Annotated in this window: 20 protein-coding genes; 4 read left to right on the top strand and 16 right to left on the bottom strand. The window is 59.3% G+C overall.

Annotated features, from left to right (window positions below):
* Positions 1-19 precede the first annotated feature (19 nt).
* Together KW849_RS28695 and KW849_RS28690 are read right to left on the bottom strand one after the other, a co-directional pair.
* Positions 20-226 (bottom strand): DUF1656 domain-containing protein, encoded by a 207-nt coding sequence (locus tag KW849_RS28695; protein WP_218432914.1) that lies wholly within the window; start codon positions 224-226, stop codon positions 20-22.
* Positions 213-2183 (bottom strand): FUSC family protein, encoded by a 1971-nt coding sequence (locus KW849_RS28690; protein ID WP_371319190.1) that lies wholly within the window; start codon positions 2181-2183, stop codon positions 213-215. The genes KW849_RS28695 and KW849_RS28690 overlap by 14 nt, the downstream gene beginning before the upstream one ends.
* A 510-nt stretch (positions 2184-2693) precedes the next feature.
* Between KW849_RS28690 and KW849_RS28685 the strand changes: the two genes are divergently transcribed.
* Positions 2694-3137 carry a potassium channel family protein gene (locus KW849_RS28685; RefSeq protein ID WP_218432912.1) on the top strand — a complete coding sequence of 148 codons (444 nt, stop codon included), beginning with the start codon at positions 2694-2696 and terminating at the stop codon, positions 3135-3137.
* 131 nt (positions 3138-3268) lie between these two features.
* Here KW849_RS28685 and KW849_RS28680 read toward each other — a convergent pair whose 3' ends face one another.
* The 8 genes from KW849_RS28680 to potE all read right to left on the bottom strand — a co-directional run bounded on the left by KW849_RS28680 (position 3269) and on the right by potE (position 13644).
* Positions 3269-4051 (bottom strand): ZIP family metal transporter, encoded by a 783-nt coding sequence (locus KW849_RS28680; protein ID WP_218432909.1) that lies wholly within the window; start codon positions 4049-4051, stop codon positions 3269-3271.
* 840 nt (positions 4052-4891) lie between these two features.
* Entirely contained in the window at positions 4892-5569 is a 678-nt protein-coding gene (locus KW849_RS28675) for a DUF3313 domain-containing protein (protein ID WP_218432908.1), read from the bottom strand.
* Between the two features lie 50 nt (positions 5570-5619).
* A complete protein-coding gene (locus tag KW849_RS28670) occupies positions 5620-6888 on the bottom strand; it encodes an OmpP1/FadL family transporter (protein ID WP_218432906.1) in 1269 nt (422 codons plus the stop codon).
* Positions 6889-6957: 69 nt separating this feature from the next.
* Positions 6958-8571: an arylsulfatase gene (locus KW849_RS28665; RefSeq protein ID WP_218432904.1), complete on the bottom strand. Its 1614-nt coding sequence runs from the start codon at positions 8569-8571 to the stop codon at positions 6958-6960.
* 199 nt (positions 8572-8770) lie between these two features.
* Positions 8771-9310, bottom strand: coding sequence for an HD domain-containing protein (locus KW849_RS28660; RefSeq protein ID WP_218432903.1), 540 nt, complete (start codon positions 9308-9310; stop codon positions 8771-8773).
* Positions 9310-9711, bottom strand: coding sequence for a hypothetical protein (locus KW849_RS28655; RefSeq protein ID WP_218432901.1), 402 nt, complete (start codon positions 9709-9711; stop codon positions 9310-9312). Before KW849_RS28655 ends, KW849_RS28660 begins: the two co-directional genes overlap by 1 nt.
* A 241-nt stretch (positions 9712-9952) precedes the next feature.
* Complete coding sequence (locus tag KW849_RS28650) at positions 9953-12238, bottom strand: Orn/Lys/Arg decarboxylase N-terminal domain-containing protein (protein ID WP_218432899.1); 2286 nt, start codon at positions 12236-12238, stop codon at positions 9953-9955.
* Positions 12235-13644: a putrescine-ornithine antiporter gene (potE, locus tag KW849_RS28645; RefSeq protein WP_115947497.1), complete on the bottom strand. Its 1410-nt coding sequence runs from the start codon at positions 13642-13644 to the stop codon at positions 12235-12237. Before potE ends, KW849_RS28650 begins: the two co-directional genes overlap by 4 nt.
* Before the next feature lie 182 nt (positions 13645-13826).
* Here potE and KW849_RS28640 point away from each other — a divergent pair, with 182 nt between their 5' ends.
* Together KW849_RS28640 and KW849_RS28635 are read left to right on the top strand one after the other, a co-directional pair.
* The gene (locus KW849_RS28640) at positions 13827-14156 is read left to right on the top strand and encodes a hypothetical protein (RefSeq protein ID WP_115947498.1); all 330 of its coding nucleotides are present in this window, start codon (positions 13827-13829) and stop codon (positions 14154-14156) included.
* Positions 14157-14280: 124 nt separating this feature from the next.
* Positions 14281-14697, top strand: coding sequence for an organic hydroperoxide resistance protein (locus KW849_RS28635; protein WP_218432891.1), 417 nt, complete (start codon positions 14281-14283; stop codon positions 14695-14697).
* A 117-nt stretch (positions 14698-14814) separates the two neighbouring features.
* On the opposite strand, the gene KW849_RS28630 is transcribed toward KW849_RS28635, so the two are convergent.
* The 6 genes from KW849_RS28630 to KW849_RS28605 form a co-directional block, all read right to left on the bottom strand.
* Entirely contained in the window at positions 14815-15324 is a 510-nt protein-coding gene (locus KW849_RS28630) for a copper chaperone PCu(A)C (RefSeq protein WP_218432890.1), read from the bottom strand.
* 1 nt (position 15325) lies between these two features.
* On the bottom strand, positions 15326-15931 hold the full coding sequence (locus KW849_RS28625) for an SCO family protein (protein ID WP_218432885.1): 606 nt from the start codon (positions 15929-15931) through the stop codon (positions 15326-15328).
* A 289-nt stretch (positions 15932-16220) separates the two neighbouring features.
* A complete protein-coding gene (locus KW849_RS28620; RefSeq protein WP_218432882.1) occupies positions 16221-17105 on the bottom strand; it encodes a ChaN family lipoprotein in 885 nt (294 codons plus the stop codon).
* A gap of 52 nt (positions 17106-17157) precedes the next feature.
* A complete protein-coding gene (locus tag KW849_RS28615) occupies positions 17158-17925 on the bottom strand; it encodes a heme ABC transporter ATP-binding protein (RefSeq protein WP_218432878.1) in 768 nt (255 codons plus the stop codon).
* On the bottom strand, positions 17925-18908 hold the full coding sequence (locus KW849_RS28610; RefSeq protein WP_218433040.1) for an iron chelate uptake ABC transporter family permease subunit: 984 nt from the start codon (positions 18906-18908) through the stop codon (positions 17925-17927). The genes KW849_RS28615 and KW849_RS28610 overlap by 1 nt, the downstream gene beginning before the upstream one ends.
* 151 nt (positions 18909-19059) lie before the next feature.
* A complete protein-coding gene (locus tag KW849_RS28605) occupies positions 19060-19221 on the bottom strand; it encodes a hypothetical protein (RefSeq protein WP_218432876.1) in 162 nt (53 codons plus the stop codon).
* 95 nt (positions 19222-19316) lie between these two features.
* Between KW849_RS28605 and metE the strand changes: the two genes are divergently transcribed.
* On the top strand, positions 19317-21605 hold the full coding sequence (gene metE, locus KW849_RS28600; RefSeq protein ID WP_218432875.1) for a 5-methyltetrahydropteroyltriglutamate--homocysteine S-methyltransferase: 2289 nt from the start codon (positions 19317-19319) through the stop codon (positions 21603-21605).
* The last annotated feature ends 68 nt before the right edge of the window (positions 21606-21673 follow it).

Below are 21673 nucleotides of genomic sequence, written 5' to 3'. Positions count from 1 at the left end.
TCTTGATGCCCTTCATACTCTACAAGTCTGAGAGGCTCCAGGTTATCGCCACGAAGATCAATACGAACACCGCGCACTCGAATAACGCATCGTGCCAGACCCATCGCCATACAGGCGTGAACTCCAGCAGCCAGAACACGCAGAAGGTCAGGCCAAGTGCCAAAATCGCGTAGACCAATAGAGGGCTGAGAAACACTCCGCCCCATGACCACTCATGCAATCCCACGTTCGTCCTCCCGCTGGCACCATTGCTCCCAGAGTGTCTGCATTTCAACCAATGATGCTTGCGCCAGTTGCGAGGCTTGCGAATGGGTCTGCTGCAATGCCCCGTTGAGATGCTGACTCAGGTCGCTTAATAGAAGAGCGCTTTCAGGGGTCGGGCCGAATGCGAGCCGCTGGCCAAGCTGTGCCAGGAACCGGTCACACTCGTTACGCAAACTACTGTCTGTATCGCTCAAGCAAGTACGTAGCTGAATCAACTCATTACCCAGATCCATAGCCAACAGACCATCATTCCAATGTTTCGAATCAGCGCCAGGTGATAGTTGAGCCAAACGTAGCAGGCGATCAGCCATGCGCCCACCGAACCAGTTGTCAGCCTGTGCCAAGGGATAGCGTGTCAGTCGAGCGAGATCATTACAGACCGCGTTGAGCAGTCGTCGGTTAAACCAGCCGGGTGGCAGGGTTAACAAACGAAAAACCAGCACCGCAAAGCATCCCCCCACCAGTGACCCTATTGCCGAATTGAGTAATGCGGAGAAGTCGTAATGCATCAGATTGCTCGGTGTCACCAGAATGATGAACTGTATGACAAAGGCCGTGGGCGTTGGCGTCAAGCGTGGTTCGGCCATCCCCAGCGCGCCAAAGAATAACGGCACACCGAGGGCTAGACAGAGCAATGGAAAACCATTCCATTCAGGCAACATCCATTGTGTAACTATAGCTGCAATCGGGATTGCATAGAGGAAGCCGCGGGTCATACCCATGGTGATGGCAGCCCCATTCTCGTAGTTGGCAAACAAGCTACAGAGAACGCCCGATAACACGATTGCTCCGATTGCTGACGGCCAGGCACTGGCATACCAAAAGGCCGAAAGCCCAAGCACAACCAAGGTGCTGCGCAAACCATAAAACAGAGCCTGCACCCCGTCTCGGTGCCAGGATAAAGTCCCCGGATCATCAGCGACTATCTCACCGCTGGTAACCGCCGACATTGATTGCTGAGCCCTTGTGGAGTTGAGCAGCAGTGCTGAGCAGCGCTCCAGACAACACCGCACGACGTTGGAGCGCTGTTCTTGCGCCGAAGTTTGCGCCAAGCGATCGCGCAGGATTGAAATCGCGACAGCGTCTGGGTGCTCAAGCTGCTCGGCGACCTGCTCAAACCAAGGTTGCAAGCGCTGAACATCGTCAGTTGACAGCAGATGACGCTGGAGTGCCACGCCCCGTGCCATGCGTAACAGGCTAAGCAATTCGCGCGATAACACGCGCAACACCCGAGCGCGATGGCGGCCACGAAAACCTTCGAACCGGGCATGGTCGCGCAGTACATCCGTCGCGACAATCTTACTCAGCGCGGCAAGCAAGGTTTTGGTTTCGCGTACTGCAGTGCTGATTTCCATCTTTGCGGCCTGCATGCTGGCCAGTAAGGTCATGCGTGCTTGTTTTTCAAGATTGTGTTCAACCCGCTGCGGCCAGATCAAAGCGCTGAACAATGATGCGCAGATAATTCCCAAGCTGATTTCAGTGGCGCGGGCAACGGCTTGATCGAACACATGCAGCGGCTGGATGAGCATTGGCAAGCCAATAATCACCACGGTATAGCCGGATAGCACGAAGGCATAGGAAACAAAGTTGTGCAGGCTGGTCGAGGCGACGGTACAAAGCCCCAGCCATAGAGAGATCGCCAGCAGAAAGAGCCAAGGGGCTTGCGCGAACAGACCCGTTATCAACACCGACATGACGGCGCCAACCAACGTGCCTGCCAAGCGGAAAATGCTCTTCGACACCACCATCCCTGACAAAGGCTGGGACACGATGAAGACGGTCATCAAGGCCCACTGCGGCTGCTGCAAATCGAAACGAAACGCCAGCCAAAGAGCCAGTCCCCCGGCGAGAAGTGTCTTGATTGCGAACTTCAGCGCCAATGGTGTCGGCATGAAAAAAGCTTTCCATGAGTCACTCACTGGAGTTTCTTCCAGGAATTCACTGCTTTGATGCTAACCAGAAAATCCCACAAGGAAGCCTCCTAGTTTGTCGCCGCTGAGACCATCCCTGGTGGACACTGACCTCGGTTTGCGCAACCAGTGACACATGTGCGCGAAACTTCTTTTTAGTACTGCAACGACCGCATTAGTACTGCAACGACCGCAGCTATCAGTCCTCCTGAACGCGTTGATCTTCGTAGATGAATTTAAGTCTAGGTCGTTTCATTTGGCATGGGTGAACGAAGACGCGCGATGCTCTCAAATCTATCCAGATGCCGACATTCTCAGTGGAAACCGCCCGAGAGAGTCATGCGCTTCGAGCGCCGACGTGGTGTGCTTGAAAGGGGAGTGAAGGATGCTTTGCGAAGGTCGACGACTTTCACGCGTTCTGGCGTTCTGGTTGCATTGCCGTCAATCGACTAGAGTGAAGCGACACCTCCATTGCTGCAACTGCCGGGTGTCTGGGTCGACATGGCTGGAGGAGCACCAATGCCTTCGAACATCCTTTTCGCTTGGGGGCTGACGGCTAGTACAGTGATCGTACATGCCGTCGGAATGGCTCTGATGCTGAGGGCTCTGGATCGCTGGGCTTGGACGTCTCCGAAGCTCCTCTGGGCCATTAGCTGGAGGTTGGTTTGGGTGGCCTGTTACTTGCTTTTGCTCCATTTGGTAGAAATTACGATCTGGGCTGCGTTTTATCTGTGGCAGGAATGTCTGCCCGATCTCGAAACGGCACTTTACTTTTCGGGAGTGACGTACGCGACGATTGGTTATGGAGAGGTGGTGATGGCGAAGCCATGGCGGTTGTTCGCGCCAATTGAGGGCTTGACCGGGATCCTCATGTGCGGTTTATCCACAGGCATCTTCTTCGCGACGGTTAATCACATTTATCAACTGACTCATACGAAAACCAATGACAATCACAAGTCTTGATGGATTCTTATTGGCTAGTACTCCTATGCGGACGCTACTGAGTATGGCTCGTCACAGAACTGACGGTGAAGCATCTTTCAAAGACCAATTCGGATCGTTCATGAAATTTGCATAAATCGCGATCGACCAGATCAATTCCCCGCCGCAAACGAAGCGCAGAAGCCCACGACCGTCCACAGGCCGGCGGCCTTGGTACGCTCGTGCGCGAACGGCACCAGCGAATTGGAAAGCATGGCTAGAATGCCGCCGCCGGCAAACGCCGCCATGCGCGCGCCTCTTAACAGATCGCTGGCGGAGCCAATGCCATATCCCAGTATGCTCGCGGCGCCGCAGGCGAGCACCACCCAGCTCCACAGCACCGCGACGCGGCGCCAGTTCCACCCAATGGCAGCCAGCTCGGCAGAAGGTGCAATGGCCTGCGGAATATTGGACACGAAGACGGCTGCGATGAAAGCGAGGCTGATCGGTGTGCCACTCGCCAGCTGAATTCCGAAAATGATCGACTCCGGAACTCCATCCACCACCGCGCCGATTACAATACCGAGCGCGCCAGCGGCGCCACCCGAACCAAATTTCTTTTCGACGAGATGCTCGCCGCCGAGGAAAGTCAGTGCTCCCGCCATAGCCCATAACGAGGCCACTCCAAGGTGGAGTTCTTGCGCTTCCGGGAGCAGATCGCGGGCTACGGCCGCGATGAGTGCTCCGGCGCCGAACGCGGCAAGCGCGCCGACCAGCCGTGTCGGAAACTTCACCACGTATACAGCTATGGCACTAATGACCAGTGACGCCTGAGAAACCGCGCCGAGCACGAACGCAAGTAATAATAAATTACCGTTCATCTCGCCTTCCCATTCCCATTGATTTGAGTAGGTTGGTGCGCAGGTCCAACATTTGCGATAGGCATTTACCTTCATTCCGCCTCGGGCCGGCGAAAAGAGCGAATGCTAGCGCCGCAACGGCGTGGATGATCAGCGCTGAACGTGCAGGGGGATGAACCGTAAGGTGTGTTACCCAATCGCGGATTCCCCACATGGTCAGAGCCTCATAAGTTGATCCAACTGCTCCGTCCCTAAGTTCAACCGTGCCAAGAAGGCCCAGACCATGCATCCGCAAGCACACAGAAAAGCTTAGTTCAGTGATAGCAGCAGTTCCAAGGCCTAGGTGCCGGGCGCTCGCCTTGCGTAAGCGTCCATCACTCCCTAGGTGACTAAACGGATGGCGTATCGCGGCAGGTACCTGCGATTCAGCGTATCCATGAACTGAATTACGCACCTTTGCGGGATGCTCGCTGGGCACCGAGGGACAGATCGGATAGCGACGGTCTAGCATCGACCGTCACTATAGATGGTCAGACTTCCGTCTGTTCCGCCATTTCCAGGGCACCATCGACCTCGATATCCCAGATATCTGACGGTGCTTTCATGCTTTCAATCAGCGCCATCAAAGCGGGTCCTTCTGCCACCCAGCCCGTAAATAGTGAGAGCTCAATTCAAATCATCGCGGTCAAGTCGAGCGCAATTGGCTGGTCAAGTCGAATGCAAATGGGTGGTCAAGTGAGGTGCAACTTCCCAAGCGGTCGTCTGCACATCTTCCGTCGCGCAGATACTCAGCGCGAGCATGCTGGCGATGAGCGCCGAGGTGAACAACAGCATTTGTAATCGAAAAAATCGAATCGATGAACAGGCCCACAAATCAGCGGTCCTCTCATTGAACTTTATTCAACCGCCAACGGAGGTTGGCGGTTGAAACGCAGATTATTTGTATATGAAGGCCCAGAGATCAGCGTTCAATTTGTCGATTGCAGCTTTGAAGTCTTTTGTGGTGATTTTTTGGCTCTCGTTCGACAGCTGGGTGCCAAATACCTTGCGAACGACTTTGGCTACGGTTTGATTGGTTTTTGTGTCGATAAACTCGGCTTCGATGAACAGGTTAGTGTCCTGATCCCGATGACCGGTGGCGGCCTGCGTGGCCCCGACTACGGCCGCGATCGGCACCACTTCATACCACTTCATGCCTTCGTTGGAAGCACTCACTCCGGTGATCGCAGCGCGCAGGATCAGGGGCTTTGACCCGGCCGGTGCTGCGCTCTCGTTCGACACCACCCGGTATTTCTGGCCCAGCACACCTTTGGCCTTGCTGGTCATGTAGTTTTGCAATTCGTCCAGCGTCTGCTGGTTGACCCGTTCGTTGGGCTTGGGCGCCGGATAGAGTTCCAGTTTATTGAATACCACCGTGTCATATGCTCTCGGGTTCCATGACGGGCTGATCCAGCGCATGGCTTTCTCACCACTGGCGGTAGTCACTTCTTCCAGGTTGTTGTAGTTGGGCAGGAAGCCTGAGTACTGATCCTTCTCTGTGACTTGCGAGGTGCAACCGCCTAGCAACAGACTGGCCAGCGCGGCGCCGACAAGCAGGTTTCGGGACAGATTCATAGTGGTGTTTACTCCTTGGATGAAATCGTCGTTCTTTCGGTTGCTGCGCTTCAGAATCGCCAGGTCATGTTGCCGGTCAAGGCTTGTATCCAGGCATTGTCGAACTGACCTGAGATTCGAGTGCCCGACACGGATTTGCTCTGGTCTACCGGCTGGTCGCCGAGCCAGGTCATGACCCAGCTAACGTTGACATCGGTGTCCTTGTTCAGCGCATAGGTGGCTCCCGTTGCAATGCGCCAGGATTCACCCATCGGCGCGATGACGCTGCGGTTGCCGTCCGAGACGGCGCTGCTGTCGTAGGCCACGCCAACATTCCACAGCCATTGCTCGGTGGCCTGGTATTGCGCGCCAAGGGAGAGGTGCCAGGTGTCCTTGAAACCGGCGTCAATCGTTGTCGATTGCGCACCGAAGGCCGTGGTGTCGACCTCTACCCCGATATCGCCGAACTTGGACCAGTCCTGCCAGTTGGCCGAAGCCAGCAAGGCCCATTGCCGGTCCAGTTGCTGGAACAGGCTCAGGGTCACGGTCTGCGGCACCTTGATGTCGAGTGCGGTATCGGTGTTGTTGACGCGCTCGAGCAGACGTCCGTCGCCCTTCACATCGATCCGGTCCTTGAAGTCCAAGTCGACCTGGCTGGTGTAGGTCAGGCCTATGCGCGTGCCGGGTTGCGGGGCGTAGATCACCCCCACGTTGGCGCCATAGCCCCAGTCGTTGTCGCGGTACTTGTATTGGCCGTCAGAGCGGTCAGTGAAGCCGAAAGGGGAACGGTCGATGGCAGTGTCGGCCTTCAACATGCCGTACATGGCCTTGATGCCCAGGCCGACCGACCACTGCTCGTTGAAGCGGTAAGCCACGCTCGGTACCAGCGACAGGCCGAGCAGGCTGGAGTACTGCGAAAAGTAGCGGCCGGACCAGTCGTTGTCGTAATTGACCGCCAACCCGAAGTCACCGTACTGGCCAAAACCGACACTCCAGTGCTCGTCCAGTTCATGGCTGATGAAGAAGCTGCCACCGGGAATCGGATCGAGGGCATTGCCACTGCCGCTGCCCGGGGTGTTGGTGCCGGAGTCGCGGTCGAAGCTCAGGTCGCCGTACAGGACCTGTAAACCGGCGGTGATTTGTGTGCCCGGCAGATAGCTCATGCCCGCGGGGTTGCTGGCTATCGTGGAAGGGCCTTGGGCCCGGGCGGCGGCACCGGCGTTGGCCAGGCCGGTGTTATCCGTGCCGATTTCATAGAGCATGATGCCGCCGGCCCAGGCTTGCTGGCAGCACAGGGCAAGTAGCGCAGAGGCGGGCAGGGTAGCGGTTTTTGTCGGCATTGAAATCCCTCAGCAATTGTCCATTTCGAATACGGGTGGACTGCACCAGCCACCCGTGGATTCGGCTGTTTACTTGGCCATCTCTGCCCGAGCCGCGGCGATCTTGGCTTTGACCGAGTCGAGGTTGAAACTCGCGCCTTTTTGCATCGGCGGGAACTCGATCGCTGTTTCTGCCAGTTTGGCCACCTGCTGCTGGACGAACACGAAACGCCAGAATTGGAACTTGAACCAGTCGAAGTATTGTTGCGAACCCTGCGCGGCCTGATTTTCCGGCCAGCCCATGCGTTCGAACGGGTCGAGTCGGAGATTGGTCAGGATCGGCACGTCCACAGCAACTTTAGCCCCCAGCCAGCCACCCGGTTGGTCAATGAAGCGATATTTGTAGTCGTCTATGCGCACTGCACCCAAGGAGCTCTCTCCAAAGTAGAAGACTTCATGCCGGTTCGACGGACCTTTTCCGGTGATCATTGGAGTTTGATCATAGCCGTCCAGATGAACTTTGTAGGTGGTGTCGCCCAATTGTTTACCTTTGAGCAGTTCGGCGGTGATGTTCGGGTTGCCCGCCGCCGCGACCAGGGTCGGGAACCAGTCCATGCCGGACATGATGCCGTTGGCGACCTGGTTGGCCGGCACCTTGCCTGGCCAGCGAATGATCGCCGGCACCCGGAAGCCACCTTCCATGACCGTGCCTTTGCCCATGGCGAACGGCGTCGTGCCGCCATCGGGCCAAGTGAAGTTTTCCGCACCGTTGTCGGTGGTGAAAATCACGATGGTGTTGTCGTCCATGCCGTCTTTTTTCAGCTTCGCCAGGACATCGCCGACGACGTCATCGAGCTGCGCCATGCCGGCTTCCTGTTCCGACCAGCCATTTTCCGAGTTGCGCATGGCCTGGTACTTGTCGGACAGGTGCGTGACGATATGCATGCGGGTCGGGTTGAGCCAGACGAAGAACGGCTTGTTGTCCTGCTTGGCCTTGTCGATGAAAGAGAAGGCCTTGTCGCGAATTTCGTCGTCGACGGTTTTCATCCGCTCCGGATAGAGCGTGCCAGCGTCTTCGATTTTCTGCTTGCCCACCTTGCCCCAGCGCGGCATCACGGTCGTGTCATCGGTGGTGGAAGCCCAGCTGTGGACCATGTTGCGTGGGCCAACCGAGTCCAGCAGTTCTTTCGGATAATTGGGGTGCGCCGGGTCTTCCATGGCGTCGAGGTGATAGAGGTAGCCGAAGAACTCATCGAAACCGTGGACGGTGGGCAGAAACTGGTTCAGGTCGCCCAGGTGGTTTTTGCCGAATTGGCCGGTGGCATAACCCATGGCTTTGAGCGCGGTCGCGATGGTGACGGCTTGGGCGGGAATGCCCACGGGCGAGCCGGCCTGGCCGACGGTGGTCATGCCTGTCCGAATCGGCAGTTCGCCGGTGATGAAGTTGGCGCGTCCGGCGGTGCAACTGGCTTCGGCGTAATAGTCGGTGAAACGCATGCCTTCATTCGCCAGTTGGTCGAGGTTGGGGGTTCTGCCAGCCATCATGCCCTGGTTGTAGACGCCGATATTCGACCAGCCGATATCGTCGCCCATGATCACCAGAATGTTGGGAGACTTGTCAGCGGCCAGGGTCAGGGCGGGTAACGCCATTGCAGACAACAACAGGGGTAGCGCAAACATCGTGGATAAGGATGTCCGGTTCATGTCGAGCTCCTGAGTACCAGCGTGAGTACATCGAGACGGGCCCCAACCGTCGTTGAAATTCGTAAGCCCCCGCGAAGAGCGTAGGTTTGAATTGCGAAATATCCAGTAATGGATAGTCAGACAGTTAGTGTTTCAGGCGCTTTGCAGTGAAATGGCTTTGCGCTAAAGGCACCGTCAGAGAGGGAGACAGACACGGGTGTCACCAGCGGAACATGGGCAGCGGCCGCAGCGGTGAACGGATGAATTGCCGGGCTGAAAGCTTTATCAGCGTCGAGTGAAAACCATGATCGGGAAAGGTCGCCTGCACGGTTTTGATGAAGCTTCGGGGCAAGCCGAAACGCACCAGTCCCAGGGACACATCCATCAGATCGGCCTGGCGGAAGGGTTCGACACTGTTGGCGAAAGCGCCGCGATACCGGCGCAGCTTGTGATGCTCAAGTATCAGCGCGCTGACTTCATCCTTCAGTTCCGGTCGTTGCTGGCTGTCGAGGTACTCGATGGCCAGAGCAATGGACGGGGGCAGGTAGTCGAGGGTGTCATCGGTCCAGATACCCAGATCATGAAACGCCGCCGCGATTTGTACGGCTTGCGAGGGCAGGCCCTCGGCACCGCTGAGGGCGCCATGGAAATTCAGCACCCGGTAAATGTGGTTGCGGTAGCCCTGCAGGTCGGCACCGATGGCCAGGGCGTACGTGGTGAGAATCTTGTCGGTGAGGGGGAATTCGAGAATGGGTTTCATCAGGCGTCACGCAACAGGTCGTTGGCATTGAGCAGTTCGTAGGCAATCTCCGGGTGCTTTTCCATGGCTCGGCGAATGGCGGCGGGGATGTTGGCGCGGGTCTTGCGGCACAGCCCCGGCAGTTCGCCAACCTGGATGCCGATGCCGCGCATGGTGCGCACTTCATTGAAGCCGGGGGCGATCTTCAGGCGGATACCCAACTGTTCGAACATGCGCCGTTGCACGTGCTCAAGATCGCTCAGGCTCTGCAGGTTTTCCAGACGTTCGATCAGGCGTTTTTCTTCGTTGCGGGTCAGAAACAGGATGCGCAGGTCCGCCCCCGGTGTTTCCAGCAACGGGTCACGCCCGCAGTCGCAGGCGCCGGGCGGGCAGGGTGAGCGGATCGCAGCGGTGGTGGTCATGGGGATCAATCATAGAGCGCTGTGATCGAATTTGCCCATAGGGATTTTTGGGGGATGCAATGCAATGTGGGAGCGAGCTGTGGCGAGGGGGCTTGCCCCCGTTTGAGTGCGCAGCACTCACAAGATCTTCGATACATCATCTTCGATACATCGGAAATTTTGGGGCTGCTTCGCAGCCCAACGGGGGCAAGCCCCCTCGCCACGGCCCGCTCCCACAGGTGTTGCGGTGAACCAGTTGGACTTATTTCAATACCAGCATCCGATAAACGCCGTCCTCGACTTCGATCCCGTGGGTGTCATGGGTGAAGCCGGGGAAGGATTTGTCGAAGGCTTCCAGTGCCTTGAGATACGCCAGCAACGGACCGTCCGCAGGCCCTGCGTTCTCACCCGGCATGAGCAGCGGGATGCCTGGCGGGTAGGGCACGATACCGGTCGCGGCAAGACGCCCGGCGGCTTCGTTGAGCGTCACCAGTTCGATGTCGTTGCGCACCAGTTTTTCGTAGGCCTCCACCGGGCTGAACTCGGCTTTTGGCAGGGTGCCGAAGGCCTGGGACATGTTGGCGGTGGTCTTGTGTTTCTTCATGGCGGCGAAAATTTCGTCGGCCAGATCCTTCAGGCCCATGCCGGCATAGCGATGCTGGTTGGCGTTGTACAGATCGGGCAGGCACAGCTCGAGCTCGGCGTTGTCGTCGTAATCGCGCTTGAAGTCGAGCAGGGCGTTGAGCAGCGTGCCCCATTTGCCTTTGGTGATGCCGATGGAGAACAGGAACAGGATGGTGAAGTCGGTGGTTTTCTCGACCACGATACCCTGACGACCCAGGTACGCGGTGACCACGCAGGCGGGGATGCCGTTGGCGAGCAGGTTGCCGTCGTCGCCCATGCCCGGGGCAAGTACCGAAACCTTGATCGGGTCGAGCATGCAGTAGCCGTCTTCAATGTCGCCGAAGCCGTGCCATACCGCGTTCGGGTGCAGGACCCAGCAGTTCGGGTCGGTTTTAAGCGTAGCCGGGTCGACCTCATGGAACGGCACGGTCGCTGCGCCAACCTGTACGGTCGGCGGCTGCCAGCAAGTGAAGAACCAGTCATCCTTGCTCAGCATCTCGTTGTGCATGCGCGAGAGCACCTGGCGGAAGCTGATCGCTTCTTCAATCGACTCGTTGGTGAGGATCTGCCCGCTCGGCGCTTCCATCATCGCCGAGCTGACGTCGCAGGACGCCATGATCGCGTAGTTCGGCGAGGTCGAGGCGTGCATCATGTACGACTCGTTGAAGCGCGCATGTTCGATCGGGTTACGGCCGTCACGTACGTGGATCATCGAGGCCTGGGACAGGGCGGCCAGCAACTTGTGGGTCGACTGGGTGGCGAACACGGTCGGCTTGGATTTGTCGTGATCGGCCGGGTTGCCGTGCATGGCATGGCGTCCGCTGTACAGCGGGTTGAAGCGCGCATAACCGTACCAGGCTTCGTCGAAGTGCAGACGGTCGACACTTTCGCCCAGCAGCTCTTCGACACGGGTGACGTTGTAGGTCAGGCCGTCGTAGGTGGAGTTGGTGACAATCGCGTGCACCGGTGTCGGGTCGATGCCTTGCTTGACCAGCGGGTTGTTGGCGATGGCGGCTTTCACGCCTTCGGCACTCAGGGTCTGCGGCAGGATCGGGCCGATGATGCCGTAGCGGTTGCGGGTCGGCACCAGGTAGGTCGGAATCGCCCCGGACAGGGTCATCGCATGTTCAGCGGACTTGTGGCAATTGCGGTCGCACAGGGCGATCTGATTGCGCGTGACGCTGGCCATGAGGATGACGCGGTTGGACATCGACGAGCCGTTGGTCACGTAGTACGTGCGGTGCGCGCCGAAGACCTTGGCGGCATAACGTTCGCCCTGGCCGATAGGGCCGCTGTGATCGAGCAGAGAGCCCAGTTCGCCGACCGAGATCGACAGGTCGGAACGCAGCAGGTTCTCGCCGAAGAACTCGTAGAAGGCCCGGCCTGCGGTGCTCTTCAGGAATGCCGTACCGCCGGCATGGCCGGGGGTGTGCCACGAATATTCATAGTTGCGGGCAAACTTCACCAGCGCGCCGAACATCGGCGGCAGGGCAGCCTGGCGATAGCGTTCGATGGCGGCCAGGATGCGCCCGCTGAGGAAACGGGAGGTGTCCTCGGGGAGCCAGATGAAGTCGTCGGCGTGTTGCATGACCAATAACGGAATGGTCGACGCGGTGGTACGGTCGCTGATCAGGAACACCGGCACCCGGGTGTTGCGCTCGCGCAGCTTGACCAGCAATCGGGTGCAGTCGGCGTGGCCTTCGCTGGTGTCCATTTCCCATCGGATGATCACACATTGAATGGCCGGGTCCGAACGCAGGATCGATGCAGCATCTATGAGGCTTTCCGAAGCCAGTACGCTGACACCACGGCCCTCTACGTCTTGGACCAGTTGATCCAGGGCGCGGCCGAACACCGTTCGCTTGTCCGGCGGACTGCTGACCAGTAGCGCCAGCATGCCCAGCGAGTGTTTATATTCCGTCATGCTTGAACCTCCATAGTGGCTGTATTCAGATTGTTCACCGGCACTGGCTCGGCAGTGAGGTGTTGCGCGCTGACGGTTTGCGTCGGCACGCTGTTGTTGAGTGCTTCGAGGCGGATCAGGCGGTTGTTGACGAAGCCGAACAGGGTGTAACCGAAGATGGTGGCAACGCCGCCCAGCATCAGCGCCTGCTCACCGGAGCTGTACAGCGCCAGGTAGCTGTAGGCTGCCGCGATCAGGGCAATGACGTTGGTCGCCAGCGCCTTGCCTTCCGGCACGTTGGAGACTTTCTGCATGGTCATCAGCGCGGCCATGGACAGGATGTAAGGCACCAGGTTGGTCACCACCGCGAGATTGACCAGGGTGTCGAACTGCTTGCTCAGGTCGGGACTGATGGTGAGCAGGGCCAGCGCGGTCTGTGCGGCGAGCAGTACCAGCATGCCGACAATCGGCGTTCCCGCCTTGTTGGCCTTGGCGAAGATCGACAGGAAGTAACCGGTGTCCGCCGAGCTTTTGTACACCTGGGCAATGGTGAACTGCCAACCCAGCAGCGAACCGATGCAGGCGAGCACCATTGCCGCCATCACGATGTCCCCGACCATCGGGGTGAACATCTTGGCGAACACCAGGCCGAACGGCGCGGTGGACGCGACCAGTTCTTCGTTGCCGACGATACCGAAGATGACGTTGGTGGAGACGATGTAGATCACCGCCGCACCCAGGGTGCCGCCCAGCACGGCAATCGGTACGTTGCGCTCAGGGTTTTCCACCGCGTCGGTGTTGGCGCAAGCCGATTCCAGACCGAGGAAGGCCCACAGGGTGATCGCTACCGAGGCGCCGGCCGCTTCGAACCAGCCCTTGTCGTGGGGGTTCCAGCCAGCGGCGTAAACGCTGCTGTCGAACCAGAACCAGCCCACCGTGGATACCAGCACCACAGGTGCAATCACACCCCAGACCGTGATCGCACCGATCCGGCCGGTAATGCTCGCGCCGCCAAAGTTGGCGAAAGTGGTGATCCATAACAAGGCAATGGTGGCCAGGCCTACTTGCAGCGAATCGAGTTTTATCCCGAACAACACCTGGATATAACCAACCGCAGTAATACTGATCGCCACGTTGGCAATCAACAGCGACAGACCGTAGGTGTAGTTGGTGATGTAGTTACCCGCTTTACCGAACGTGTATTCGGCATAACCGCCCATACCGCCGGTCTTGCGGCTAAGCATCCCGCATCGCGCAAACGCGTAGGCCAGAGCGAGGGAACCGGTGGCGGTCACCAGCCAGGAGAGGATCGAAATTGCACCGACTTCCGCGAGTTTCGTCGGTAGTAGCACAATGCCTGAGCCCAACATGTTGACGGCGGTCAACATTGTCAGTTGCCCCACACTCATTTTCTTTGCGACTGACATTCCGTTGCCTCACTTAGTTGGCGATTGAGAGTCTTAGCTATAGCAAAGGATTGAAAACTCGCAAGAAATGACATTGCCCATCTCTTTTTCGAATTAATTTGCAGAAAAGGCACGATGCTGGCCCCCAAGTTTAAGAATCCTCAGCAAAATTAGTTCATTTTCAGTCAGTTAAATAGGTCAAGATGCGCAAGACATGGATCGCGTTAATCCCGCTGATAGTTGCGGGTGTAGCCAATTCGGCTCAAGCCAAAGAACTGGCCAGCAATGATCAGTACATGTGCAGTTGGGGTGCGGGCACCGCTGCAAGGGCACAGGAACTCAAGCTTTCAGGCGTTTCTCTGTATGCCGCCCGCCAGAAAATCCAGGCCTACAAGTTCGCCAAAACCTGGATGCGCATGATGGCACTTGGTATTACAGAGCAAACTTATGACAGTCCGTCGAGATTCAAACCGACTGCTGTACGGCAGAGCTTTTATGAGGACTGCGTCAGGTACAAGTTGGCGCGTAAATAAAGAAAAAACGGGCGCTGGTCGGATCGACCACGGTGTGGGCGTGTGACGTCTATATTGATTGACCATCCCGGCGACTCGATGGGGTGTTAAAGCCGGTTTTTTACAACTTAATCAGGAGGTCACCATGAACCAGATCGATAAAGTGTTGTACACCGCCAAAACCCACACCACCGGCGGGCGTGACGGCGCCTCCCGCAGCTCCGACGGAATCCTCGATGTGAAGCTGTCGTCGCCAGGTGCGGGCGGTGGCGGTACTAACCCCGAGCAACTGTTCTCTGCCGGATGGTCAGCCTGTTTTATCGGCGCCATGCAGGTTGCTGCCAGGGAAATGAACGTGGCGCTGCCCAAGGATGTGGCCGTCGATGCCGAAGTCGACCTGGGCACCAATGAAGGCGGCTATCTGCTCCAGGCGCGGCTCAATGTCAGCCTGCCAGGGCTGGATCGCGAAACCGCGCAGAAAATCGTCGACACCGGGCACCAGTACTGCCCGTACTCGAAAGCCACGCGCAACAACATCAATGTCGTGCTCAAGCTGGTTTGAGTTGACATGAAAAGGTCTTGATCAAAAAAGATCGCAGCCTGCGGCAGGCTCCTACACCGATTTCGTAGGAGCTGCCGCAGGCTGCGATCTTTTTGGTGTTGCGATATCAGGGGTAAATCAATTCATCTTGCTGTGATCGTGCATCATCGAACTGTGATCCATGGTGCCAATCGCCTTGGCAACGGCTTCAACCTGAATCGACTCTTTCTCGCCCTTGGCGTCTTCGACGGTCAGGGTCAGGGGCACCTTGTCGCCTTCCTTGATCTGGCCCGTCAGGTTCATGAGCATGATGTGGTAGCCGTGGGGATCGAAGCTCACCGCTTTACCGGCGGGCAGTGCGACGGCGCCCACCTGCTGCATTTTCATCACGTCGTCTTTCATGCTCATTTCATGAATCTGCACAAGCCCGGCAACCGGCGTTTGCACGCTCAGCAGCTTGCTGTCGGCGCTGGCGGTGACGGTCATGAAGGCACCGCTCGACGGCTGACCGGCTACGGTGGCGCGGACCCAGGCGTCTTTGATCTCGGTTTGTGCCGACGCCTGAAAGGCCAGGCCAACCAGGGACAATCCCAGTGCCATTTGCCTGCAGCGTTGTGCAAAACGGTTTTTAGCCTGCGGGGCATTCATTTCAGCAAACCTCCATCACGGTGAGCAGGTCTTCTGCGCACTCTTGGGCCGTCAGGGACGTGGACAGTCCCAGGCGCAGCGTGCCCCGGGAGTCGAAGACATAGCTGGTCGCGGTATGGGAGAGGGTATAGGTATCGCCGCTCGGGACCTTTTCAAAGAACACGCCGAATTCCTTGGCGGTGGTGGCGGTTTCTTCCAGGGTGCCGTACAGCGCCTCGAAACTCGGGTCGAAGGCTTTTACGTATTTATCGATCATCTCTGGCGTGTCGCGCTCAGGGTCCAGGGTGATGAAGACCACCTGCAGCCTTTCGCCATCGCGACCCATCAGTTTTTTGGCCTGTGCCGCGCGGGCCAGCGTGGTCGGGCATACGGCCGGGCATTGAGTGAAACCGAAGAACACCATCGGCATCAGGCCGCGATAGCTGCCCAGCATCCGGGTTTCGCCCTGAGCGTTCTTGAGCTTGAAGTTGCGCCCCATGATCTTGTCGCTGAGGTCTTTGCCGTACTTGAACGACAGCTTGCTGCTGTCGTCGCAACCGGCGAGCAGGCCCAGGCTCAACAGGCCCATGCCTTGCAGGACCGTTCGGCGGGTATACACAGTACTCATGAAAAAAAGCATCCTGTTGAACAGGCTGAAATGACAGCGTGATGACTGTACAGACGAAAAAATCGTGGGGATGTTAACAAACTGTGCCGGTGCCGGAGGGGTGGATACAATCATTGGACCGACGAAGAGGCGTGACATAGTGTCGCGCCGGAGCGAGGCCGACCGAGGGCGAGAGCGCTCTTGTGGCGAGGGAGCTTGCTCCCGCTGGGTTGCGAAGCGACCCCCCTTACCCCTTGAGAGCAGGGGCCTGCTGCGCAGTCCAGCGGGAGCAAGCTCCCTCGCCACAGGTTCAGCGACGCAGCTGCGCGCAATGGTCCTCTTCCGGTTGCGCAGCGGTGTACCACACAAAATCCGCACTCTCGGCCGTCACGGTCTTGCCCGCTTCGGCCAGGATCAGCACCGCATTCCCTTCACCGGCACCCAGGTCCTTCAGGTGCAGCGGCACCCCCAGATCCTTGCGCACGTGGAAGGCTCCGGCCAGCAACAGCGCAGGTAGAGGCGCTTCCATCAGGCGCTCCGCCATGTGCCGGTCACGCTGTTGCTGCACCGCGAGCATCGCCGGCATCTGTGCTTCGGGCAGCAGGCCGCAATGGGATTCGCGGATGTCTTCGAGCAAGGTCGCCTGCACTTGTTGGGTGGTGGAGGCTGCCCCCGTGAGTACCGGGCGCTGTCTGTAGATCTGCATGATCTGCGCACGATCCAGATTCGCTGCCAGCAGTGGATACGGTTGTCGCAGCGCGTAGGTGACCAGTGCGCCATACACGCTCCAGTCCCAATTGGCCTGCCAGGCCAGCGCCGTGAACGCATCGGCCGGTGGCTGGCCGGCGCGGGTCGCGGCTTGCGCGGCATCGACCCTGGCCTGTTGATCGGGATTGAGCATCTCCATCAACAGGCTGCCCTGGGGCCGTTGTGCCGCCAGTTCGCGCAGCAGCCACAATTGCAGGGCGTGGTGGTCCGGGTTGTCGTGCTGTTCACCGACCAGAACCCGCGGCGTAACGGCGAGGCGTTCGACCAGTTCTTGCGGCGTCAGCCTACGGCCCGTGGCGAGTTCACGGATGACCCCAAGGTCAGTGTGATCACGGCCTTGCGGGGCGATCGGCGCCGGCAGTGGTGTGGCCTGATGGGTTTGGCAGGCAGCCAACAGGCTGAATGCACAGAGCAACACAAAGCGCATCGGTTTTCCTTATTGGACAGGTGCCCCCTCGATGACAGAGGAGGGGGCGGTATCAGCGTGCGATGATCAACGGGTGGCCGCGTTCCGGGTGTTGCTGAATCAGCACCTCCAACCCATAGACTGCCGCCAGCGCTTCGGCGGTCAGCACCTCTGCCGGTGGACCGTAGGCGTGGGGCAGGCCCTGTTGCAACAACAGCAGTTGATCGCAGTAACGTGCGGCCAGGTTGAGGTCGTGCAGGATCACCAGCACGGCGGCCCCGCGCTCGGCGAAGTCACGCACGGCTTGCAAAATGGTGTGCTGGTGCAGCGGATCGAGCATCGACGTCGGTTCATCGAGCAGTAGGATTTGCCCTGCCGCACCCGGCCACAGTTGAGCGAGCACCCGCGCCAGATGCACGCGCTGGCGTTCGCCGCCGGACAGGGCCAGATAGCTGCGTCCGGCCAGATGCAGCGCATCGGCCGCTTTAAGCGCTTCGGCGACGATTTCGGCATCGCGCACGCGGCCGCTGGCGTGAGGCAAGCGACCCATGCCGACGACTTGATTGACCGAGAACGCAAAGTTCAGGCTCGAACTCTGCGGCAGCACGGCCAGGCGTCTGGCCCGTTCCTGACCCGGCCAGTCGGCGAGTGGACGCTCGTCGAGGCTGACCGTGCCTTCGCTGCTCGCCAATTCTCCGCATAAAGCGGTGAGCAGGGTGCTTTTGCCGGCGCCATTGGGCCCCAGCACACCGAGCACTTCACCGGGGCGCAACTCGATATCGATGTTCGCCAGTACCGTGCGGTTGCCACGACGTACCAGCAAGTTGTTTGCCCGCAGCATCAGGAACGCCCTCGTACCAGCAGATAAAGAAAGAACGGAGCGCCGATCAGTGCCGTCACGATGCCGATGGGCAATTCGGCCGGCGCCAACAACAGACGTGCGGCCAGGTCGGCCAGCAACAGCAGGCTGGCGCCGGCCAGCAACGACACGGGCAGTAACACCCGGTGATCCGGGCCGACCAGCAGACGCATCAGATGCGGTACCACCAGGCCGATAAAACCGATCAGGCCTGCCGCGGCGACTGCCGCGCCAACGCCGAGCGCCGTGCACAGCACCAGCTCAAGCTTGATCCGCTCGATGTCGAAGCCCAGGTGACGGGCCTCCGACTCACCCAGCAGCATGGCATTGAGCGCCGCCGCCCGACGTGGCAACCACAACGCCACGCCCAGGGTAACGATCAGCAACGGCCACAAGCGCGAGTAGCTGGCACCGTTGAGGCTGCCCAGGTTCCAGAACGTCAGGGTGCGCAAGGTCGCGTCATCAGCCAGGTAGGTGAACAGCCCCACGCCGGCACCGGCCATGGCCGTCATCGCCACACCCGCCAAGAGCAGAGTGGCAACGTCGGTTTGCCCGTTGCGGCGGCCGAAGCGATACACCACCGCCGTGACAATCGAACCACCGGCGAAGGCGCTGACCGACAGCAGATAAGGTTCGATGGCCGCTGGCATGCCACCGAGCAGGCTGCCGCCGACGATGGCGAGGGCGGCACCGAGTGCCGCGCCACCGGAAACACCGACCAGACCCGGGTCCGCCAAGGGGTTGCGGAACAACCCCTGCATCGCCACGCCGGACAACGCCAGTACCGAACCCACGGCAATGCCGAGCAGGCTGCGCGGCAGGCGAATCTGACCGAGGATCAACTCCGCCTGCTGCGTGTCGCCACCGTCAAGCGGCAACCCCAGCAGACGCATCCCGGCCAGCAAGGTATCGCCCAGCGGCAGGCTGACCGGCCCGAGGGCCAGGGACAGCCAGAACACCAGCACCAGCAACAGCAGCAAAAAGATCAACGTCGGACGCGGCCGAAAAATGGCCGTCATGGGTTGATCCCGGCGGTCTGCGCTTTGGCGTTCGGGTAGAACGCCGTGGCCCGGGCCGGCAGTGTCTTGATACGCATCGGGACTATTCCTTGGCCGATCAGAGGGGGTGGCGATCATCGAAACCTTCGTAGCGGGTGATGATGCCATCGACGCCCGGCTTACGCACACGCCAGTGGTTTTCAGATGCAGGTTGAACATTGGGGCGAGCACGCTGAACCAGGTGTCCATCCAGGGCAGGCGGTGCAGTGTCATTGATCATGAGAATAACTTGTGATCATCACGATTAAAATGAGTTTGTCTCACTCGCTGGCACTGTCGACAATGGCCCCATTGAACGCATTGGAGTTATTTGACATGGCTGTGGCCCATTCCCTTGGATTTCCGCGCATTGGTCGCGACCGCGAGCTGAAAAAGGCTCAAGAGGCGTTCTGGAAGGGCGAGCTCGACGAAGCCGGCCTGCGCGCCGTGGGCCGTGACCTGCGCAAGACCCACTGGGACTTGCAGAAGAAAGCCGGGATCGAACTGTTGCCGGTCGGCGACTTCGCCTGGTACGACCAGGTCCTGACCCACTCGTTGATGTTCGGTGTGATCCCCGAGCGCTTCCGCCCGCACGATGGCAAGGCCAGCCTGCAAACCCTGTTCGGCATGGCGCGCGGTGTGAGCGACAGTTGCTGCGGTGGCGCGCACGCCCAGGAAATGACCAAGTGGTTCGACACCAACTATCACTACCTCGTGCCTGAATTCAGCGTCGATCAACAATTCCAGCTCGGTTGGGATCAGCTGTTCGAAGAAGTCGAAGAGGCCCGCGCACTGGGGCACAACGTCAAGCCGGTGATCATCGGCCCGCTGACTTACCTGTGGCTGGGCAAGGCCAAGGGCGCCGAGTTCGACAAGCTCGAACTGCTCGATCGTCTGCTGCCATTGTACGGTCAAATCTTCCAGCGCCTGGCGGCACAAGGCGTTGAATGGGTACAAATCGACGAGCCGATCCTGGTCCTCGATTTGCCGCAGGACTGGAAAAACGCCTTTGAGCGAGCCTACAACCTGATTCAGCGCGACCCGCTGAAGAAGCTGGTCGCCACTTACTTCGGCGGTCTGGAAGAGAACCTGGGCCTGGCCGCCAACCTGCCGGTGGACGGTCTGCACATTGATCTGGTGCGTGCACCTGAGCAGTTCCCGACCATCCTCGACCGCCTGCCGGCCTACAAAGTGCTGTCGCTGGGCGTGGTCAACGGCCGCAACGTCTGGCGCTGCGACCTGGAAAACGCCCTGGCCACGTTGCAGTATGCTCACGAGCGTCTGGGTGATCGCCTGTGGGTCGCGCCATCCTGCTCGCTGTTGCACAGTCCGGTTGACCTGGGGCGTGAAGACAAGCTCGATACCGAACTGAAAAGCTGGCTGGCGTTTGCCGTGCAGAAGTGTGAAGAAGTCGCGGTGCTGGCTCAGGCGGTGAATGAACCAGAAGCGCCGAAGGTGCTTGAAGCGCTGACTCGAAGCCGCGCCGTGCAGGCCAGCCGTGCCGCGTCGCCGCGCATCCACAAACCGGCCGTGCAGGCACGTGTTGCCGCGATCACCGCCAAGGACAGCCAGCGTCATTCGCTGTTTGCCCAACGTATCGAGAAACAGCGCGCCGGCCTGAACCTGCCGTTGTTCCCGACCACCACCATCGGATCGTTCCCGCAAACCGCCTCGATCCGCCTGGCTCGCCAGTCGTTCAAGCAAGGCAAGCTGACCGAAACCGAATACACCGAAGCGATGCACAGCGAGATCCGTCACGCCGTGCAAGTGCAGGAACACTTGGGCCTGGACGTGCTGGTGCACGGTGAAGCCGAGCGCAACGACATGGTCGAGTACTTCGCCGAGCAACTCGACGGCTACGTGTTCACTCGTTTCGGCTGGGTCCAGAGCTACGGTTCGCGCTGCGTGAAACCGGCGGTGATCTACGGTGACCTGAGCCGTCCGAAAGCCATGACCGTTGAGTGGATCCGCTACGCCCAAGGCCTCACCGACAAGGTGATGAAGGGCATGCTGACGGGCCCTGTGACCATGCTGATGTGGTCGTTCCCGCGCGAAGACGTGAGCCGCGAAGTGCAGGCCCGTCAACTGGCCTTGGCCATTCGCGACGAAGTGGTCGACCTGGAAACCGCCGGGATCAAGATCGTGCAAATCGACGAAGCTGCATTCCGCGAAGGCCTGCCGTTGCGCCGGGCGCACTGGCAGCACTACCTGGATTGGGCGACCGAAGTGTTCCGCCTGTGCGCCTGCGGTGTGCGTGACGAAACCCAGATCCATACGCACATGTGCTACAGCGAGTTCAACGATGTGATCGAGTCCATCGCCGCCATGGATGCCGACGTGATCACCATCGAAACCTCACGCTCGGACATGGAGCTGCTGGACGCGTTCGAAGCCTTTGCCTACCCGAACGAAATCGGCCCGGGCGTGTATGACATCCACTCGCCACGGGTGCCGGACTCCGCGGAAATGGCCAACCTGCTACGCAAGGCTGCCAAGCGCATTCCCGCCGACCGCCTGTGGGTCAACCCGGACTGCGGCCTGAAAACCCGCGGCTGGCCGGAAACCGAAGCGGCGCTGGTGCACATGGTCAATGCGGCGCGCCAGCTGCGTAAAGAATGGGCCTGACGCTGTATTGGGTGCACCACCGAACCTGTAGGAGCGAGCTTGCTCGCGAAGGCGGAGTGCCAGGCGAC

The sequence above is a fragment of the Pseudomonas sp. PDM26 genome, from assembly GCF_019219185.1.
Lineage (GTDB): Bacteria > Pseudomonadota > Gammaproteobacteria > Pseudomonadales > Pseudomonadaceae > Aquipseudomonas.
Note: the sequence above shows the minus strand (reverse complement) of the source record. Positions and strands in the feature narration are given on the sequence as shown.

Coding starts and splice junctions, on each gene's coding strand:
- KW849_RS28685 (WP_218432912.1), top strand. CDS start 2,694: ATGCCTTCGAACATCCTTTTCGCTTGGGGGCTGACGGCTAGTACAGTG.
- KW849_RS28680 (WP_218432909.1), bottom strand. CDS start 4,051: ATGAAGGTAAATGCCTATCGCAAATGTTGGACCTGCGCACCAACCTAC.
- KW849_RS28675 (WP_218432908.1), bottom strand. CDS start 5,569: ATGAATCTGTCCCGAAACCTGCTTGTCGGCGCCGCGCTGGCCAGTCTG.
- KW849_RS28670 (WP_218432906.1), bottom strand. CDS start 6,888: ATGCCGACAAAAACCGCTACCCTGCCCGCCTCTGCGCTACTTGCCCTG.
- KW849_RS28665 (WP_218432904.1), bottom strand. CDS start 8,571: ATGAACCGGACATCCTTATCCACGATGTTTGCGCTACCCCTGTTGTTG.
- KW849_RS28660 (WP_218432903.1), bottom strand. CDS start 9,310: ATGAAACCCATTCTCGAATTCCCCCTCACCGACAAGATTCTCACCACG.
- KW849_RS28655 (WP_218432901.1), bottom strand. CDS start 9,711: ATGACCACCACCGCTGCGATCCGCTCACCCTGCCCGCCCGGCGCCTGC.
- KW849_RS28650 (WP_218432899.1), bottom strand. CDS start 12,238: ATGACGGAATATAAACACTCGCTGGGCATGCTGGCGCTACTGGTCAGC.
- potE (WP_115947497.1), bottom strand. CDS start 13,644: ATGTCAGTCGCAAAGAAAATGAGTGTGGGGCAACTGACAATGTTGACC.
- KW849_RS28640 (WP_115947498.1), top strand. CDS start 13,827: ATGCGCAAGACATGGATCGCGTTAATCCCGCTGATAGTTGCGGGTGTA.
- KW849_RS28635 (WP_218432891.1), top strand. CDS start 14,281: ATGAACCAGATCGATAAAGTGTTGTACACCGCCAAAACCCACACCACC.
- KW849_RS28630 (WP_218432890.1), bottom strand. CDS start 15,324: ATGAATGCCCCGCAGGCTAAAAACCGTTTTGCACAACGCTGCAGGCAA.
- KW849_RS28625 (WP_218432885.1), bottom strand. CDS start 15,931: ATGAGTACTGTGTATACCCGCCGAACGGTCCTGCAAGGCATGGGCCTG.
- KW849_RS28620 (WP_218432882.1), bottom strand. CDS start 17,105: ATGCGCTTTGTGTTGCTCTGTGCATTCAGCCTGTTGGCTGCCTGCCAA.
- KW849_RS28615 (WP_218432878.1), bottom strand. CDS start 17,925: ATGCTGCGGGCAAACAACTTGCTGGTACGTCGTGGCAACCGCACGGTA.
- KW849_RS28605 (WP_218432876.1), bottom strand. CDS start 19,221: ATGATCAATGACACTGCACCGCCTGCCCTGGATGGACACCTGGTTCAG.
- metE (WP_218432875.1), top strand. CDS start 19,317: ATGGCTGTGGCCCATTCCCTTGGATTTCCGCGCATTGGTCGCGACCGC.